Origin of the sequence: Actinomyces stomatis (genome assembly GCF_031292835.1) — a bacterium.
Taxonomy (GTDB): domain Bacteria; phylum Actinomycetota; class Actinomycetes; order Actinomycetales; family Actinomycetaceae; genus Actinomyces; species Actinomyces stomatis.
This window is the reverse complement of the sequence record NZ_JASPEP010000004.1, coordinates 122,925-138,822: the sequence shown is the minus strand read 5'-3', so window position 1 is coordinate 138,822 and position 15,898 is coordinate 122,925. Positions and strand designations below refer to the sequence as shown.

General features: G+C 67.0%; 11 protein-coding genes. 8 read left to right on the top strand and 3 right to left on the bottom strand.

Annotated features, from left to right (window positions below; all coding sequences use genetic code 11):
- Positions 1-2 precede the first annotated feature (2 nt).
- Positions 3-509, bottom strand: coding sequence for a ribose-5-phosphate isomerase (locus tag RIV12_RS04200; RefSeq protein ID WP_309322352.1), 507 nt, complete (start codon positions 507-509; stop codon positions 3-5).
- Between the two features lie 98 nt (positions 510-607).
- On the opposite strand from RIV12_RS04200, the gene RIV12_RS04195 reads away from it, so the two are divergent.
- The 5 genes from RIV12_RS04195 to pepN all read left to right on the top strand — a co-directional run bounded on the left by RIV12_RS04195 (position 608) and on the right by pepN (position 9,773).
- Positions 608-2,791 (top strand): M13 family metallopeptidase, encoded by a 2,184-nt coding sequence (locus tag RIV12_RS04195; RefSeq protein ID WP_309322350.1) that lies wholly within the window; start codon positions 608-610, stop codon positions 2,789-2,791.
- Between the two features lie 203 nt (positions 2,792-2,994).
- Entirely contained in the window at positions 2,995-3,948 is a 954-nt protein-coding gene (locus RIV12_RS04190) for an LPXTG cell wall anchor domain-containing protein (protein ID WP_075418683.1), read from the top strand.
- A gap of 157 nt (positions 3,949-4,105) precedes the next feature.
- On the top strand, positions 4,106-5,212 hold the full coding sequence (locus tag RIV12_RS04185) for an LCP family protein (protein WP_309322347.1): 1,107 nt from the start codon (positions 4,106-4,108) through the stop codon (positions 5,210-5,212).
- A gap of 225 nt (positions 5,213-5,437) precedes the next feature.
- Positions 5,438-6,979, top strand: a complete 1,542-nt coding sequence (locus RIV12_RS04180; RefSeq protein WP_309322345.1) for an LPXTG cell wall anchor domain-containing protein — start codon at positions 5,438-5,440, stop codon at positions 6,977-6,979.
- 193 nt (positions 6,980-7,172) lie between these two features.
- Positions 7,173-9,773, top strand: a complete 2,601-nt coding sequence (gene pepN / locus RIV12_RS04175) for an aminopeptidase N (RefSeq protein ID WP_309322343.1) — start codon at positions 7,173-7,175, stop codon at positions 9,771-9,773.
- 122 nt (positions 9,774-9,895) lie between these two features.
- Here pepN and RIV12_RS04170 read toward each other — a convergent pair whose 3' ends face one another.
- Positions 9,896-11,344, bottom strand: a complete 1,449-nt coding sequence (locus tag RIV12_RS04170) for a PTS transporter subunit EIIC (RefSeq protein ID WP_075418738.1) — start codon at positions 11,342-11,344, stop codon at positions 9,896-9,898.
- A 258-nt stretch (positions 11,345-11,602) separates the two neighbouring features.
- Here RIV12_RS04170 and RIV12_RS04165 point away from each other — a divergent pair, with 258 nt between their 5' ends.
- The 3 genes from RIV12_RS04165 to RIV12_RS04155 all read left to right on the top strand — a co-directional run bounded on the left by RIV12_RS04165 (position 11,603) and on the right by RIV12_RS04155 (position 13,229).
- Complete coding sequence (locus tag RIV12_RS04165) at positions 11,603-12,346, top strand: GntR family transcriptional regulator (RefSeq protein WP_309322341.1); 744 nt, start codon at positions 11,603-11,605, stop codon at positions 12,344-12,346.
- Positions 12,347-12,540: 194 nt separating this feature from the next.
- Entirely contained in the window at positions 12,541-12,771 is a 231-nt protein-coding gene (locus RIV12_RS04160; protein ID WP_309322339.1) for a PTS sugar transporter subunit IIB, read from the top strand.
- The gene (locus RIV12_RS04155) at positions 12,768-13,229 is read left to right on the top strand and encodes a PTS sugar transporter subunit IIA (protein WP_309322337.1); all 462 of its coding nucleotides are present in this window, start codon (positions 12,768-12,770) and stop codon (positions 13,227-13,229) included. The genes RIV12_RS04160 and RIV12_RS04155 overlap by 4 nt, the downstream gene beginning before the upstream one ends.
- A gap of 142 nt (positions 13,230-13,371) precedes the next feature.
- On the opposite strand, the gene malQ is transcribed toward RIV12_RS04155, so the two are convergent.
- On the bottom strand, positions 13,372-15,591 hold the full coding sequence (gene malQ, locus RIV12_RS04150) for a 4-alpha-glucanotransferase (protein ID WP_309322335.1): 2,220 nt from the start codon (positions 15,589-15,591) through the stop codon (positions 13,372-13,374).
- Positions 15,592-15,898: the final 307 nt, after the last annotated feature.

The window sequence follows — 15,898 nt, the reverse complement described above, 5'->3', positions numbered from 1 at the left end:
GCTCAGGCCCCGGTGGGGGTGGAGGCGCCGTCGGGATCCGCTGCCGGTTTGGCGTCCCCGTGAATGCGACGCTCATAGTCGGTGAGCTGCGCGATACGACGCGCGTGGCGCTCATCCCCGCTGAAGGGCTCGGCGAGGAAGGCGTCGATAATCTCCATTCCCGTGCCCAGGTCGTGCATGCGCCCTCCGACGGCGACGACATTGGCGTTGTTGTGCTGCCGGCCGAGTCGGGCCGTCTCGATCGACCAGGCCAGGGCGGCGCGCACTCCGTCGACCTTGTTGGCGGCGATCTGCTCCCCGTTGCCGCTCCCCCCGAGAACAATGCCAAAACTGCCGGCGTCGGCCACCACGGCCTCCCCGCAGGCCAGGCAGAAGGCGGGGTAATCGTCATCCGGGTCGTATGAGTGGGCTCCGTGGTCGACGACGCTGTGCCCCTGTTCCCTCAGGTGCTCGATCACGGCGCTCTTGAGCTCGAAACCGGCGTGGTCGGAGGCAATATGGATGCGCATGGGCAGAATTGTGCCTCACGCGAACAGCGCTTCGCACCATGAGGGCACGGGTGCTGTCAGGACGCCGGACGGCACCGGACCGGGTTAGCGTGTCCGCTATGACTGACGCCTCCGCGACCTCACCGATTCCCACCGGCTCCTCATCCGACTCACCGATCCGGGACTCTCAGCCGGCGAGCGCCTCCGGCACCACTGCCGGCGAGGTTCTCGCCGGAGTGCTGGAGACGGGGCACACCGACACCTCCATCCGCCCCCAGGATGACCTGTTCCGATTCGTCAACGGCCAGTGGCTCGCCACCGCCGAGATCCCGGCGGACCGTCCCAGCAGCGGTGCTTTCACCACGCTGCGCGACGAGGCCGAGGCCGCCTGCCGCCAGATCGTCGAGGAGCTCGCCGAGCACTTCTCCTCCGTTGCGTCCGAGAGTGCCCCGGAGGTCCTGGCCACCAACCGGGGCCGAGTCGGCGCCCTTTACGAGGCCTTCATGGACGAGGCCCACCTGGAGGAGCTCGGGGCCGAGCCACTGACTGAGGAGCTGGCGCCGGTGCTGGGGGCCTCCTCCAAGGAGGAGCTGGCCAGAGCGCTGGGCAAGATGACGCCGATCGGCTTCATGGGCGTCGTCGGTGCGGATGTCGAGGTCGACATCAACGACCCGGATCGCTATACGAGCTGGATCGGACAGTCGGGGCTGGGGCTGCCGGACGAGTCGTACTACCGCGAGGAGGCTCAGGCCCCGCTGCGCCAGGCCTACGTGGCGCACGTGGCCAGGATGCTGGTGCTGGCGGGTCTGACGGAGTCCTTCGGCGCCTCCGGTGAGGACCTCGCCGAGCGGGTCATGGCCGTGGAGACCGCCCTGGCCAAGGGCCACTGGGACCGCGTCACATGCCGTGACGTGGAGAAGATGAACAACCCGATGTCCTGGCAGGAGATCGTGGACTCGGCACCCGGCCTTCCCTGGCACGAGTGGCGTGAAGGGATTCGCGCGGCCGCCCGAACCGCCGGCATCGAGCAGACCGTCTTCCTCGACGAGACCATCGTCACCCAGCCCGACTACCTCCCCCACGCGGCCGGCGTCTGGCAGGAAACCGACCTGGGGGACCTCAAGGCCTGGGCGGCCTGGCACGTCGTTCACGGACGCGCCACCCTGCTGTCAGGAGCCTTCGTGGAGGAGAACTTCGACTTCTATGGCCGCACGCTCCAGGGGACTGACGAGCTGCGCCCCCGTTGGAAGCGCGGCGTCGGCCTGGTGGAGTCCTGTCTGGGCGAGGCGCTGGGCGAGATCTACGTGGAGCGGCACTTCCCGCCGTCGCACAAGTCGATGATGGAGACCCTGGTGGGCCGGCTCATCGAGGCCTACCGCCAGTCCATCTCCTCGTTGGAGTGGATGAGTCCGGCCACACGGGAACGGGCCCTGGAGAAGCTGGCTCTGTTCACCCCCAAGATCGGCTACCCGGTGCGCTGGCGCGACTACTCCGCCGTCGAGATCGTCCCCGGGGACGTCCTGGCCTCGGTGCGCAGCGTGGAGCGGGCCGATATGGCCTACTCGCTGAGCAAGCTGTCCAAGCCGGTGGACCGCGACGAGTGGCACATGACCCCGCAGACGGTCAACGCCTACTACAACCCCACCATGAACGAGATCGTCTTCCCCGCTGCGATCCTTCAGCCTCCTTTCTTCGACCCGCAGGCCGACGACGCCGTGAACTACGCGGGGATCGGCGCTGTCATCGGCCACGAGATCGGCCACGGCTTCGACGACCAGGGCTCCACCTTCGACGGCACCGGAAAGGTCAGCGACTGGTGGACTCAGGAGGACCGGGATGCCTTCACCGAGCGTACGAGCGCGCTCATCAGCCAGTACGACGCCTACACGCCCGAGGTCGTCGTCGACAAGCACCGGGCAGCGGGCACGGAGGACACCGAGATCCCGCACGTCAACGGCGCTTTGACCATCGGGGAGAACATCGGCGACCTGGGTGGCCTGGGCATCGCTCTCAAGGCATACTCCTTGGCCCTGGCCGACGCCGGTATCCCCTCAGTGGAGAAGGCTCCCGTCATCGACGGACTCACTGGTCTACAGCGCTTCTTCTACTCCTGGGCTCGGATCTGGCGCTCCAAGAGCCGCCCGGACTACGCCGAGCTGCTTCTGACCGTGGACCCGCATTCGCCGGCCGAGTTCCGGTGCAACGGGATCGTGCGCAATGTCGACGCCTTCTACGAGGCCTTCGACGTCACGTCCGACGACGCCTTGTGGCTGGCCCCGGACAAACGGGTCTCCATCTGGTAACGGACCCGGGCGCTCGGAACCGCACCCGCAAGCCAGAACCCATTGGCCCACATAGGATAAGCCGCAACTACTCGGCACTGAGGCCGATACCTCATTCACAGAAAACGATGGAACCTCCTCCCATAGAACGCTAAGGTTGATAACAACGCGGTGACACCCCGTCTCACCGGTTGCCACCTACACCCGTAGACCTAGGAGTACTCATGCGTCTTGGACGCCCCCTGGCCGCCGCGAGCGTGATGGCTGCCGCCATCGGCGCTTCCCTCGCCGCCTCGCCCGCCCTGGCCGATGGCAGCATCAAGTTCGCCGACGACCAGCAGAACATCGTCAGCCCCACGGACACCGCCTTCTCGGTGTCCGGAACGGGTTGCACCGGCCAGGACGCGGTGGTCGGTGTCGCCCTGTACGCCCCTGACGGCACTATGTCCACCATTGTGAAGGCCACCCCCGACGCTGAGGGCAACTGGTCCACCACCCTGGACATCCCCGACCTGGTCAAGTCCACCGGCGTTGAGGCCAAGACGGACGGCACGGCCGACGGCTGGTCCATCGGAGCCGGCTGCGTCACCTACGGCGAGGAGAAGGGCCAGGCACAGGAGGGCATCGCCTTCGACGACACCAAGGTGGAGGGCACCTACGAGATCAGCACCGACGAGAAGGGCGTTCAGACCTTCAAGATGGACGTCAAGGGCTTCTCCCCCAACGAGGAGGTCACCTTCACCCTGGTCAGCAAGACCGACCCCTCCAAGACCTACCCCATCGGCAAGCTGACGGCTGACGCCGAGGGCAACGTCAAGGGCGAACTGCCGGCTCCCGCCAACGTGGACGACGGCGAGTACACGCTGACCATCGAGGGAGCCCGCTACGGCGAGGGCGGCAGCAGCACCAAGACCGTCGTCGTCAAGGACCACCGCTTCGACCTCGTGGCCAACGACGGCAACAGCATCGCCGACAACGGCGCCACCGCCGCCCCGACCGCTCCCGCCAACGGTGGCAGCGTGAACACCCCGGCCGACAACGGCGCCACTCCGGCGGCATCCACCTCCAACAAGCCCCTGGCCCAGACCGGTGCCAACGGCCTGCTCTTCGGCGGCATTGCCGCGGCCCTCGTGGTCATCGGTGGTGGCGCCCTCATCGCGCGTCGCCGCAAGGCCTGATCGCATCCCCCAGTCTGACTGGGAACACGTCCCGCCGGGGAGACAGCACCACCGCGTGCCGTCTCCCCGGCGGCTTTTTTCTATCCCGCACCCCTCATACGGCGCGCACAACCGCGCCTTCCGGCAATAGCACCGCCCCGCAGCGGACACTGAAACCATGGACTCCACCTCCAACGACGAGCACAGCGCAGGCTCCTCAGCCGCCTCAGCCGACACTGGGGACCCCAGCGACGCCGCTTCCTCCCCGCCCTCACAGCGCCGCCGAGGCAGCGGCCGCCATGGCATCAGGCACTGGTCGCGGCGACGCAGGATCGTCGTTGGCCTGAGCGCCGCAGTGATGACGACCGCTCTGGCACTGGGAACAGACGTGGCCGTCCTGGTTCATCGCCCCGCACGCGTCGATATCGCCATGCCCTCCGCATCCTCTCCGACAGCCGGCGAGACCTGGCTGATCCTGGGGACCGACTCCCGCACCACCGTGCCGGGCGACCAGAACCGCTACGGAACCACTCAGGAGGTGGAGGGCTCCCGCGCTGATGTCATCGCCCTCGTACGTCCCTCCCAGGAGGGGCTCACCGTCATCAACCTGCCCCGGGACCTGACCATCAACAGCAAGGGCAGGGAGCTGGACCGCCTGGCCACCACCTACGTCCCCGGACCGCAGAACACGGTCGATGCCCTGTGCACCGGCCTGGGGATCCCCGTCACGCATCTGGTGACCATCGATATGGCTCAGTTCGCCACCATCATCGACTCGTTGGGAGGCATTGAGGTGGACGTTCCCGAGCCGGTTCGGGACGCCTATACCGGACTGAATCTCACCCATGCCGGACGCCACCGGCTCAGTGGGATCGACGCCCTGGCTCTTGTCCGCTCACGGCACCCGGAGATTCTGCGCGACGGCACGTGGGTGACCATGAATCAGACCGATGGCGCCCAGCGCCGCACACAGTCCACGACCACCGTCATGCAGGCCGTGCTGTCCGCCGTTGGACAGAAGGCCAGTAACCCAGTCGCACTCCATCAGCTGGCGCACACCGTGGCCGGCAACATCACCCTGGACTCAGGCACCGGACTCAGCGACCTGGTCGCGCTGGGACGCAGCGCCTCGAAAGCCAGGAGGGCCGGAGCCACCACGACGATCATCGACCTTCCGACAGGGCCTCGGGACGAATCGATCATCGTCTCACCCAACCAGGAGTCGCGCGCCCTGCTGGCCCGCTATGGGTACAGCCCCAAAACCTGTCGGCCAGCAGCCTCTTAATCGCCGACCACCGACACCCCGAGCGTTCCCCGCCGTATCAGTCTTTCGTCGCTCTTCCCGAGCCACTATCCATATTCTCACGTGAGCGAGGACACTCCCGTATGTGACTGGTATCACCTCGGAGACCCACGCCCCCGCCCTATTCCTCGTTACGGTAGATAACGAGTCGGTGAAGAAATCGGATCACCGACACCCATCGTTCCCCCGTCAGACCTAGGAGGACACATGCGTCTTGGACGCCCCTTGGCCGCAGCCAGCGCGGTGGCCGCAATGACCGGAGCCTCGCTCATTGCCTCCCCTGCTCTTGCCAACAGTTCCAACCGGAACAGCCCGAGCACCCCGAGCAGCTCCAGCAGCCCGGCTCCCAGCAGCACCGCCGAGGCCACGCCGGCCCCCAGCAGCACCACTCAACCCGGCTCGGCTCCCAGCAGCACCGCCGAGGCCACGCCGGCCCCCGGCAAGACCAGCGAGGGCAGCAGCTTCAAGATCACCCAGGAGAAGACCTTCGTCTCCGCCAGCTCCAACACGTCCTTCACCGTCTCGGGAACCGGCTGCACCGGGAAGCAGGCCACCGTCGGCATCGCGCTGTACGCACCGGACGGCACCGTTTCCGACGTCGTCAAGACCGAAGCGGCCTCGGACGGCAGCTGGACCTCAGACCTCGATCTGGCGGCACTCATCAAGTCCATCGGCACCTCTGCTGCCACTACCACCGAAGGGTGGAAGATCGGCGCCGGCTGCACGACCAACGGCGGCAAGACTGAGATGGCCCAGGTGACTACGCAGCAGCAGACTCAGATCTACTTCGACGACACGCGCATCACCGGCTCCTACGAGGTCTCCGCCCGCACAGAGAGCCAGGCCCAGACCTTCACCTTCAACGCCCAGGGCTTCTACGCCAGCGAGACGGTGACTGTCGTGCTCAAGAGCAAGAGCGACTCCAGCATCACCTACACCCTTGGAGAGCTGACGGTTGACGCCAACGGCAACCTCACGGGCAACCTGCCCGCTCCCGCTGACGCGGCCAATGGCGAGTACCTCCTGGTGCTGACCGGTTCCCACCACAGCGAGACGGCCACCAGCCAGACCGTGACCACGGTCTCCAACCACACCTTCACCGTTGAGAGCACTGAGCAGAAGGCCGCTGAGCAGCAGACCACCGAGCAGAAGGCTGCTGAGCAGAAGGCCTCCGAGAACAACGGCGGCGGCAACAACAACGGTGGCGGCGACAAGCAGGCCAACGGCGGTGGCGACAAGACCACCACCGAGCAGCAGACCACCGAGCAGAAGGCCGCTGAGCAGCAGACCACTGAGCAGCAGACCACCGAGCAGAAGGCTGCTGAGCAGAAGGCCTCCGAGAACAACGGCGGCGGCAACAACAACGGTGGCGGTGACAAGCAGGCCAACGGCGGTGGCGACAAGACCACCACTGAGCAGCAGACCACCGAGCAGAAGGCTGCTGAGCAGAAGGCCTCCGAGAACAACGGCGGCGGCAACAACAACGGTGGCGGTGACAAGCAGGCCAACGGCGGTGGCAAGCAGGCCGGTGGCGACAACAAGGGTGGGACCGATCAGAAGGTCAACAACCTGAACTCGAACGCCAAGGAGTCCTCCTCGGACAACCGGGCCGGCGGTGAGACCACCAAGGACAGCGACCGGTCTCTGGCCCACACCGGCGCCAACGGCATGATCTTCGGCGGAATCGCCGCATTCCTCGCCGTGGCCGGAGGCGCAGCGCTGGTCCTGCGTCGCCGCAACAAGGCCTGAGCCGATCTGACCTGATCCGCTGACGTTCCCCGAACCACGGGAACAGCCTCGGCGCCGGGGGACGACATGTGACGTGTCGTCCCCCGGCGCCGTTATATGCAGCGCTCCAGGCGCTGCCAGTGCCGATCAGAAGGTGAGACAATCGCCCGGCGCGCCCCCATGGGCCGCGCTTCCCCTTCAGACAGGAGTTCTTATGCCCGGCCAGAACCTGACTCGTCTTGAGGCCGCCGAGCGCAGCGCAACCGTACAGACCCAGAGCTACGCCGTCGTCCTCGATCTCACGCGCGGTGAGACGGTCTTCGGCTCCACCACTACGGCACGGTTCGCGGCCGCACCGGGATCCTCCACCTTCATCGACCTCGTTGCACCGACTGTCCACTCCATCACCCTCAACGGACTCCCTCTTGACCCGGCCGAGGTCTACGCGGACTCGCGCATCGCACTGAAGAATCTGGCCGCAGACAACGAACTGGTCGTCGTCGCCGACTGCGCCTACATGCACACCGGAGAGGGACTGCACCGCTTCACCGACCCGGCCGATGGCGAGACCTATCTCTACAGCCAGTTCGAGGTCCCCGACTCCCGGCGGGTATTCGCCGTCTTCGAGCAGCCCGATCTCAAGGCCTCGTTCACCTTCACCGTCACCGCACCGTCGAGCTGGACGGTGCTGTCCAACTCCCCCACTCCTGAGCCGACTCCCACTGAGGCCCCCGACGGCTCAGGGGACGCTCACACCTTCGTCTTCGCCCCCACCGAACCGATGAGCTCCTATGTCACGGCCATCGTCGCCGGGCCTTACGTCGGTGCGACCGACGAGTACGTGGCCGACGACGGACGCACCGTGCCCCTGGGCGTCTACTGCCGCAAGAGCCTGGTCGAGCACATGGACTCGGAGGAGATCCTGGACCTGACCAAGCGGGGCTTCGCCTACTACGAGGACCTGTTCGCCACCCCCTACGCCTTCACCAAGTACGATCAGATCTTCGTTCCCGAGTTCAATGCCGGGGCGATGGAGAACGCGGGCTGCGTCACCCACCGTGATGACTACATCTTCCGCTCGAGGCCCGTCGAGGCCCGCGTGGAGCGGCGAGCTGTGACGATCCTGCACGAGCTGGCACATATGTGGTTCGGAGACATGGTCACCATGACCTGGTGGAACGACCTGTGGCTCAATGAGTCCTTCGCCGAGTATACCTCCACCCTGGCCACTGCCGAGATCACCCGCTGGAACCAGGCCTGGACGACCTTCCAGACCTTGGAGAAGGGATGGGCCTACAACCAGGACCAGCTCAGCTCCACCCACCCCGTGGCCGCAGAGATCAACGATCTTCACGACGTCGAGGTCAACTTCGACGGCATCACCTACGCCAAGGGGGCCTCGGTCCTGGCCGCGCTCGTGGGCTACGTGGGCAGGGACAACTTCTTCGCCGGCATCCAGCGCTACCTGGCGGCGCATGCCTACGCCAACGCCGAGCTGAGCGACCTGCTCCGTGAGCTGGAGGCGGTCTCAGGCCGCGACCTAGGTACCTGGACCCGTCTGTGGCTTCAGGAGGCCGGCGTGACGACCCTGCGCACGCAGCTCGCCACCGACGCCGACGGCGTCATCACCCAGGCGGCCGTCCGTCAGGAGGTCCCCGCCGACTCGCCGGCATCTCTGCGCCCGCACCGAGTGGCGATCGGCTGCTACAGCCTGACCGGCAGGGGCGCCGAGGCGCGCCTGGAGCGCACCCACCGCATCGAGCTCGATGTCGACGGCGAGATGACTGAGGTTCCCGAGCTGGTCGGCTCTGAGCGGACCGACGTCATGATCCTCAACGACGACGACCTCACCTACGCCAAGGTGCGCCTCGATGAGGCGTCTCTGTCCTTCGGGCTTGATCACATCGAGGCCTTCTCCGAGTCCCTGCCGCGCTCGATCGTCCTGGCCTCGGCCTGGGACATGGTGCGCGACGGCGAGCTCGCCGCCTCCCGCTTCCTTGAAGCGGCACTGCGGGCGCTGGCCGTGGAGGAGCACTCCTCGGTCATCCAGGGTCTTCTGGGCCGGGTCACCACCTGCCTGTCCGGTTTCCTGCCCCCGACCACGCGCCGAGATCTCGCTCCGGGAACAGCCGACCGGCTGCTGGAGCTGGCTCGAGCCGCCCAGCACGGCAGTGACAAGCAGCTTCAGCTGGTCCGGGCGCTGGCCGCTCACGCCGTCACTGAAGAGCAGCTCGACGTCGTCGCCGGTCTTCTGGAGGGGACCGAGACCCTTGGCGGGCTCGACATCGACCAGGATCTGCGGTGGGACCTGCTGATCGGTCTGGTGGCCGCCGGCCGCAGCGGGGAGGAGCAGATCCGTGCCGAGGAGGCTCGGGACCGCACGACCACAGGACGGGAGCGCGCCGCCGAGGCTCGCGCATCGATTCCGACCCCGGAGGCGAAGCAGGCCACGTGGCAAGCGCTCGTCGATGACGCCTCCATGCCCAATGAGACCCAGGTGCGCGTACTGCGGGGCCTGACCAACGTCGAGCGCCACCCTGAACTGCTGGTTCCCTTCGTGGGCGCGTATGTGGAGGCCATCGACTCCGTATGGTCCTCGAGAACCTTCCACATGGCCGAGAATCTGCTGACAGGCCTGTGGTCCTGCGTCACGGTGGGCCTGGAGGGCGCTGATGACCCGGCCACCGCCCTGACGGGCTGGTTGGAGTCCCACACCCAGGCACCGGCCGCGCTGCGACGGATCGTGCGCGAGAACCTCGATGACACGCTGCGCGTGGCCAGGGCGCAAGCCGCTGAGAGCCCGAGTATCCACTAGCCGCGTCGTGCTCCGGCCCGGACACCGGGTTCAGGAGAACGCAATGAGCTGGGGCCGAGCGCATGACGCGCTCGGCCCCAGCCCGTGAGGTACCGGCCCCGACGTCCCAGTACCCGAATCGTTCAGCGCCGGGATGACTCCGCAGGCTTCTTGCCCGTGGACTTGGCGGCGGCGGCCTGCGCGGCGGCGAAGGCGTCAACGTCGTCGTCCTCGCGCCCAGGGGTCTTGAAGTCGAACTTGACGATGAGGAACCTGAAGAGGAAGTAGTAGATGACGGCGTACACCAGTCCCATGATGACAATCATGAGCGGGCCGCGAACCACACCTCCGGAGAGCTCGGCGGACTTGCCGAAGTTGAGCAGATAGTCGATCGCTCCGGCGGAGAAGGCGAAGCCGTCCTTGGCGCCCAGCAGGTTGGCGATGGCCAGGGACGATCCGGTGAGTACCGCGTGGACGGCGTAGATCGGGAAGGCCACGTAGGCGAAGGCGTACTCGAGGGGCTCAGTGATACCGGTGATGAAGGCGGTCAGGGCCACCGAGATCATGAGGGCACCGGTCGCCTTGCGCTTGGCGGGCTTGGCCGTGTGCCAGATGGCCAGTGCGGCAGCGGGCAGCGCGAACATCATGATCGGGAAGAAGCCGGTCATGAAGCCTCCGGTCCACGAGTTCGAACCGTCCACGCCCTGGAAGAAGCAGGTGATGTCACCGTGCGCAGTGTCCCCGGAGGCCGTCTGGCAGGAGCCGAGCTGGAACCAGGGCACGGAGTTGAGCAGGTGGTGCAGGCCGAAGGGGATGAGCAGCCGGTTGACGGTACCGAAGACGAAGACCGCCAGGGCACCACTGACGCCCTTGGAGTTTCCGGCATGGATGAGCCAGCCGCCGAGCTGCTCGTTGATGAGCCAGTTGAAGGCGGGGTAGATCGCCGACATGACCAGGGCGATGACGAGGGAGGCGCCGGAGGTGACGATCGGGACGAAGCGGCGTCCGCCGAAGAAGGCCAGCCAGTCGGGCAGCTTGACGCGGTAGTACCGCTGCCAGAGCAGGGCGGCGGCGACGCCGATAACGATTCCGCCCAGGACGCCGTAGTTGATGGGCGTCTGGGTGGGGATGTCGCAAAGCTTGACTCCCTGGTTCCAGGGGCCGACCTGTGCGATCTTGCCGGTGGCAGGGTCGAAGGAGTGGAGGCAGTCGAGGGTCTCCTTGCTCAGGGGGTCGGGCTTGCCCATGATGATGGGCGACATGGTCCAGGTGACGGCGCGGTAGATGAGGTATCCGAACAGGGCGGCCACCCCGGTGGAGCCGTCGGCCTTCTTGGCGAAGCCCACGGCGACGCCGACGGCGAAGATGAGGGGCAGGTTGTCGAAGACTGCCCCACCGGCCGCGGCGAAGATGTCTGCGACGGGCTGCACCCAGGACAACTTCGAGGCGAGCCCCTCGGCCCCGAGCATGTCCGCCTGCCCCAGACGCACCAGCAGACCCGCCGCCGGAAGCGTGGCAATGGGCAGCATCAGGGATCTCCCCAGACGCTGAGCAAGGGCGAAGGCGCCGCCCGTCTTCTTCTTGTCTGACATGATGTTCTCCAGTTCAGGATCGAGCGGCTGCATTGCCGCGTCAGAGATAGCCACCATGACGGTGGTAGTCGGGACGGATCGACACCGAACACGTCTGGACCAGTACCACCAGAAAAACCGATAGACCCTTCAATGTCAAGCGCGGGATACAGCTCGTCGGCCATAATGATATGAAAGTCGACGCGACGGAGCGGAAGCAGTGGTCGCGGCCACCCCCTTCTCTGGCCGCCTCCACTCACTGTCAACCAGGGGAGCCCCATGCCCAAGAACGCAGGCAAGAAGCCGGCAAAGTACGTCATTGTGCGCAATCACCTGCTGGATCTGGTCAGGAACGGGCTCGCCAACGGCAGCCCGGTGCCGTCCGAACGTGAGCTGTGCGAGCAGTTCGAGGTCTCCCGCATGACCGTGCGCCAGGCCATCGACACCCTCGTCGTCGACGGCATCCTGGAGCGGCATCAGGGCAAGGGGACATTCGTGGCACCCCCGAAGCTCGACCTGCAGGTTCGGCTGACCTCTTTCACTCAGGAGATGCAGCGGCGCGGGATGGAACCCGGTGTCGTCATGCTGCAGGCCGAGACCATTGCCGCCGAGGAGAGCGTGGCGGAGGCGCTTGAGCTCGAGGTGGGGGCCGAGGTCCACCACCTGCGTCGCCTACTGACCGCCAACGCCATCCCCATGGCGATCGAGGAGAACTGGATCCCCGCAGGGCTCCTTCCCGATCTGCTGCGCACCAGCCCGAACTTCTCGGTCTACGCCGAGCTGTCCCAGGCCGGCCTGGCGCCGCAGTGGGGAGAGGACATGATCGAGGCCCACGCGGCCACGGCCCCGGAGGCAGCACTGCTGCCCGTCCAGGAGGGCGCCCCGACCCTGGACATCACTCGACGCACCTTCCACGAGCACTGCGCCATCGACTACTCGCGCACCCTGTTCCGAGCCGACCGCTACACCCTGTGGGTCCCGGTGGCCGCACCCAAGCCCGCTTTCCGCCCCGACCGCTCATAGCCTTGAGGAGTCGTTGAAGGCCGGTACTGGACAACCTCCGAGCGACCTGTACCATGGGGTACTGGTATGGACCATTAGTCCGGTACCGGCGAAGGTGCCGCACCTGACTGCACCTCCCCTACGTCCTGACGCCTCATCTCGGCACCATCACCCACCGATCCCGGCAGCCGCCCGGGAAGACCCAGGAGGAACACATGTCTCAGGCACAGAACATCGTCGACGCTCTCGGAGGATTCGACAACATCGTGGAGATCGAGCCCTGCATCACGCGGCTGCGCTGCGAGCTGGAGGACGGTTCCCTCGTGGACGAGCCTGCCCTGAAGGCCGCGGGCGCGCACGGGGTCGTCAAGCTCGGCGATATCGTGCAGGTCGTGGTCGGCCCCAACGCGGACACGATCGCGGAGGACATCGAGGACCTGCGGTGAGCCTGACCGTCCAGTCCCCGGTATCCGGTCTCGTCATCGCTCTCGACGACGTTCCCGACCCCGTCTTCTCCGGCAAGATCGTCGGCCCCGGTGTAGCTGTCTTCCCGGACCCCGATTCCGGGGACGAGGTCAGCGCCCTGGCCCCCATCAGTGGGACACTCACGAAGATCCACCCCCACGCCTACGTCGTCACCAACGATGACGGCCGCAGCATCCTGGTCCATCTGGGGCTGGACACCGTGAGTCTTGGGGGCAGCGGCTTCACTCTCCTGGCCGATGAGGGACAGACCGTCGATGCGGGCAGTCCCGTCATCAGCTGGTCCCCCGCTCAAATCGAGACCGGTGGACTCAACCCGATCGTCCCAGTCATCGCCCTGGAGGGCGACGAATCCGATGTGAAGCCGATGTCACCCGGCCGCAGGGTCGCAGCCGGCGACACGCTTGTGACCTGGGCCTAGGCCCGAGCACGGGTCCGGTCTCATCCGGCCCCGCCTGCACTACGTGTGGTCCCGACCGTCGGTGTGACAGTCGGGACCACAGCGTCTCAGCGGCCTACCCGGCTCCGGCCCGTCTGGTCCGGTGAGCTCGGACCGAGAGTCTTCAGTCCTGCGGGGACATCTCGTCTCGTACGACGCTCAGCAGGCTGCCCAGGCGTGCGTTCTCGGGCAGGTCGTCGACCAGGACAACCTCGCCCGCACCGTCGGCCAGGGGGATCCGCCAGTTGGGGTACTCCTGGTCAGTGCCGGGCTGGTTCTGAGCGCGCCGCTCCCCCACGCCGTCGACCAGAGCGACACCGACCAGGACCGAGGGGGTGCGCACCACGTAGCGGTGCAGGGCCTCCACGACCTGACGCTCCGTGGGTGCGTCCCCCAGCAGACCGTGCTCGCGCAGTCGGGCGGTCATCCGGTCACGCTCAATGCGGGCCTCAGTACGCACCTGCTCGACCGGCTCAGTGAGCAGGCCGAGGCGCTCGCGCAGATCGACGTGCTCGTCAGCCAGGTAGCCGGCAGTCGGGGGAAGATCGTGGGTGTTGACCGTGGACAGGGCGAGCCTGCGGTAGTCCTGGGGCTGAAGGGGCCAACCGTCGTGCTGCTTCTCGAACCACAGGACGCTGGTTCCCAGCACACCGCGACTGGCCAGGTAGTCGCGCGCCCAGGGCTCCACGGTTCCCAGGTCCTCACCGATGACGACGGCGCCGGCCCGGTAAGCCTCCAGGAGGACGACGCCGAGCATGGCCTCGTGGTCGTAGCGCACGTAGGCGCCGTGGTCCGCGCCCATGCCCTCGGGGATCCACCACAGGCGGAACAGGCCGATGATGTGGTCCACGCGCAGTGCGCCGGCGTGACGCAGGACCGTTCGCACCATGTCACGCAGAGGGGCGTAGGCGCTGCGCGCCAGGTACTCAGGGTTCCACGGCGGCTGGGACCAGTTCTGGCCCTGCTGGTTGTACATGTCCGGCGGAGCCCCCACGGTGACTCCGGAGGCGAATGCCTCCGGGTTGGACCATACGTCCGCGCCCTGCGCGTGCACACCCACGGCGAGATCATCCATGATGCCCAGGGCCATCCCCGAGGCGAGGGCCTCGGCCTGGGCACGGGCCAGCTGCTCGTCGACGATCCACTGCAACCAGGCGAAGAAGTCGATGCGCTCAGCCAGCTGGTGCGCCTCGTTGGCCACGTATGCGGAGTCCGCCTCCCGCAGCGTGGCGGGCCAGGACTGCAGGGGCCCGTGCTTCTCCACCAGCGCGCTCCACAGGGCGAAGCGCTCCAGACCCTCGCCCTGCTCGGCGCGGAAGCGCTCGAAGTCTCGCTGACGGGAGTAGGAGCGACCGGCGGCGAAGATGACCTCGAGGGCCTCGCGCTTGGCCTTCCACACCGCATCGCGGTCAATCGGCTCGGCACTCAGGTCACTGTCCTTGACCTCCTCGAAGGCCCACTGCACCAGCGAGCGCTTGGGGCCGGACAGGTGGGCCACCTCGGGGATGTTCTCCGGCCGGATGTAGAGCGGGTTAACGAAGCGACGCGTCACCGGCAGGTAGGGCGAGGGAGTCATCGGCGCCACCGGCTCAGCCGCATGCAGCGGGTTGATGAGCAGGAAGTCGGCCCCCTGGTCCCCCAGGAAGGCGGCGAGCTCAGTGAGGTCGTCGGTGTCGCCGGTCCCCCACGACCTGCGTGAGCGGGTCGAGTACAGCTGGGTCATGACTCCCCAACCGCGCTCACCGAGGGACTCGGGCAGATCGAGGTGGTTGGGGGTGACCGCCAGAGCCGAGGTCACTGTGACGGTGTCCGCCTCGCCGTCGGCGGGCGGTGCGGCGTGAGCCCCCTGCGGGGCCGCCTGGTCGGTGGAGCTGGAGCCGGGGCTGACCTCGGCGATGATCCGGTGCCACCCCAGGGGCAGATCGGCACCGAGGATGAAGGAGGCGCGGCCGCGCTTGATGCCGTCCACCTCCCGGGGCACGGTCCAGTCCTCGGTCTGAGTCAGCTCACGGACGTCGCCGTCCTCGAGCTCAACGCGAACCCGCACCCTGGCGCCGTCGGGCACGTAGACGGGGACGGTGGACTCGACACCGCCGCGCGTGACGACCGTGGGAGCGAGCGTCTGCCTCCAGGGGGCGTCCTCGACCTCTCGCAGAGCGCGCCCGATCTCCTCCTCGGAGTGGGTGCTCACCCCCAACGCGGCGAGCACGGCCCTGAGAGTGGCGCTTGAGGGAGAGGCAAGGTTGCCGTGATAGTCCCAGTACTCGGTGGAGACGCCGTGCGCCTCAGCCAGTTGCTTGAGGCTCTCAGAAGCAGATAGCTGGTCGTCGTTGAACTCGTTCATGTGCGTGGGTCAACCTTGCGTGAGCAGATGTGCGGTGGAGCGCCATGGAGCGGGCATGGAGCAGGGTTGCGCTCCGCCATCACCCCTGGGGATGGATGGGTTGGATCGGGATGCGGGTGCTAGCAGGACTAGCAGTGTCCAAGTGTGCCCTAGCAGCTGAGGGTTGTGCACCCGCCGCACCGTGTCTCGTGACGTTTTGCTGCAGCTGTTTCACTGCGACGCCCCGGGATGGCGCCACTGCGGATGAGAAGCTCGGGGAACGTGTGCCCAGGACCGCACGGTCGGCCGGCCGTCGACTGACCAGCCG